The organism is Aquimarina agarivorans, from assembly GCF_000218485.1.
In the GTDB taxonomy this organism is placed as follows: Bacteria; Bacteroidota; Bacteroidia; order Flavobacteriales; family Flavobacteriaceae; genus Aquimarina; species Aquimarina agarivorans.
Genome location: NZ_AFPB01000111.1, coordinates 1 through 2,539, shown reverse-complemented (window position 1 = coordinate 2,539; position 2,539 = coordinate 1). Strand labels below are relative to the sequence as shown.

The following is a 2,539-nucleotide window of genomic DNA, read 5'->3' as shown; positions in this document are numbered from 1 at the left end:
TTTTACCTTTCAAGGTAGTAAAAAGCTCACGACTGGTAAGGAGGGTTAGTTCAACAATGTATATAAAAAATAGCGCAAGTCATTGCTAATACAAAGGTTTGGGTATATTTGGAAATTCGGCTTGAGTATAACCCGAAAAGTTATCGCCTTTTTTCAGCGCTACTTTTCATATACTGAGACGTTGTGGGCAATGCAAAAAAACTACGAACATTCATTACAAAGCCCAGTTAGAACACAATTTGCGTTTTGGACTTCATAACCACTAGGAACGTTATACACAACAGGTACTTGTAAACACTCAATCGAGTCACACGTCAAACAACGAAAATGAAAATGATGCTGAATAATTTCTGGTTGATTCTCACATTTTTTACATATGGCAAAGTACTGTTTCCCGTCTTCTGCAATAATTTTATGCACTAAATCATCCTCACAAAATCTATTCAAGACTCTGTATATAGTAGCTCTGTTTATTTTAATATCCAATTGTTTTTCAATAGCATCCTGACTCAATGCTTTTTTTGAATTTGAAAGTAAATTTAAAACAGCTTCTTTTGTTGGTGTATTTCTTCGATTCATATATTATTGCGAATTTGTTGCAATAATACAAAGAGATTGTATATTTGCCAAAAACACTATTGCGACTATATCGCACTAAATTGTTTGTAATAATGACAAGAAGAGAAATCATAAAACTTTTTGGAGTATCAGGTTTAGTACTTACAATACAACAACCTTTATCACTCTTTGCCCAATACAATAACAAAATGGAGAAAAAAAAATTTGAAGTAATCATAATAGGTGGAAGTTATGCTGGACTTTCATCAGCAATGGCATTAGGACGTTCATTGAGAAATACATTAATAATAGATGCCGGTAAACCTTGCAATAAGCAAACACCACATTCCCATAACTTTCTAACTCAAGATGGAAGTACTCCAAAAGAAATATCTGAAATTGCCAAAAATCAAGTAACAAAATACAACAGTGTCAAGTTTTATAATGGACTTGCAATTAGTGGAAAAAGAAGTAAAAGCGGATTTGAAATCACTACTTCAAAAGGTGATGTTTTTACAGCAAAAAAATTAGTTATTGCTACAGGAATTAAAGACCTAATGCCAAATATAAATGGTTTTTCTCAATGTTGGGGAATATCTGTCGTTCATTGCCCATATTGTCACGGTTATGAAATAAGAAACAAGAAAACAGCTATCATTGCGAATGGAGAAAGAGCTTTTCACCTTGCTTCTTTAGTAAATAATTTAACAAAAGAAATAACGATAATCACTTCAGGAACAAAAGACTTTGAAGAAAATCAACTCGAAAAATTAAAACGGTACAATATAAAAATTGTGGAAAAAGAAATTTCTGAAATAGAACATCAAAATGGACAATTAGAAAAAATCGTGTTCAAAGATGGATGTACAGAGAATTTTGAATGTGCCTACGCTTCTGTTCCTTTTGAACAAAACTCAAATATCCCCAAAGAGTTAAGTTGTGAACTTACAGAAAACGGACACGTTAAAGTAAATTTTATGCAAAAAACCACAGAAGAAGGAATTTTTGCTTGTGGTGACAACAGTACAATGATGCGTTCTGTTGCCATAGCAGTTTCTAGTGGTAACATTTCAGGGGCAGTTATTAATAATGAACTTACACAAGAGAGCTTTTAATATGGTTGAAGTATTTATAACTAATGTAAAATCAGTGTGTCTCTCACAAGAAATACTGAAACTCTTAGAGAAAAGTTTTCCAACTCTAAAAATCAATTTCGACTTGGAGGATTTTAACAAACCATATCCTTGTGGTCATTCCATTTTAAGAATTGAAGGAAAAGCAATTGACCGAAAATCAATAATTCAATATCTTAAAAGTAAAGGAATTAAATGTGAATTATTTAAAGATAAAATTTGTGTATAAATATGACAGAATTTTGGGAAACAGCTTTTAATGATAAGCAAGAATTGTGGGGAATGAACCCTTCACAATCTGCTAAATTCACAAAGAATTTCTTTGTAGAAAATACTATAAAGAACATTTTAATTCCAGGAATTGGATATGGACGGAATGCACAACCATTTATCGAAAGTGGTATAAATGTTAGCGGAATTGAAATTTCAAAAACAGCTATTGAACTCGCAAGAAAACATTACGGTAGTGATATGAATATTTTTCACGGTTCGGTAACTGAAATGCCTTTTGATAACAAAAAGTATGACGGAATTTTCTGCTATGGACTTATTCACTTATTAAATAGTGAAGGTAGAAAGAAGTTAATCCAAAACTGCTACAACCAACTGACTGAAAATGGATTTATGGTTTTTACTGCTATAACAATAAATGCACCACAATATGGACAAGGTGAATTAATAAGTAAAGACCGTTACGAAATTCATAAAGGAGCAAAAATATTTTATTACGACAATGAATCGGTCAAAATAGAATTTGAGAAATACGGACTTTTTGAAATCACAGAAGTGGACGAAAATCAGCCAATGTATTTGATTAAATGTAAGAAAGAATAAAACACTGCCCACAA

At 31.7% G+C, this 2,539-nt stretch carries 3 protein-coding genes; 2 read left to right on the top strand and 1 reads right to left on the bottom strand.

Translation table 11 applies throughout. The features are described from left to right. Window positions 1-201: 201 nt before the first annotated feature. Window positions 202-579, bottom strand: a complete 378-nt coding sequence (locus GMC_RS0105800; RefSeq protein WP_010521249.1) for a Fur family transcriptional regulator — start codon at window positions 577-579, stop codon at window positions 202-204. Between the two features lie 92 nt (window positions 580-671). Between GMC_RS0105800 and GMC_RS0105795 the strand changes: the two genes are divergently transcribed. Further along, window positions 672-1,673: an NAD(P)/FAD-dependent oxidoreductase gene (locus GMC_RS0105795; protein WP_010521248.1), complete on the top strand. Its 1,002-nt coding sequence runs from the start codon at window positions 672-674 to the stop codon at window positions 1,671-1,673. Between the two features lie 249 nt (window positions 1,674-1,922). Further along, complete coding sequence (locus GMC_RS0105785; protein WP_010521246.1) at window positions 1,923-2,525, top strand: class I SAM-dependent methyltransferase; 603 nt, start codon at window positions 1,923-1,925, stop codon at window positions 2,523-2,525. The last annotated feature ends 14 nt before the right edge of the window (window positions 2,526-2,539 follow it).

Coding starts and splice junctions, on each gene's coding strand:
- GMC_RS0105800 (WP_010521249.1), bottom strand. CDS start 579: ATGAATCGAAGAAATACACCAACAAAAGAAGCTGTTTTAAATTTACTT.
- GMC_RS0105785 (WP_010521246.1), top strand. CDS start 1,923: ATGACAGAATTTTGGGAAACAGCTTTTAATGATAAGCAAGAATTGTGG.
- GMC_RS0105795 (WP_010521248.1), top strand. CDS start 672: ATGACAAGAAGAGAAATCATAAAACTTTTTGGAGTATCAGGTTTAGTA.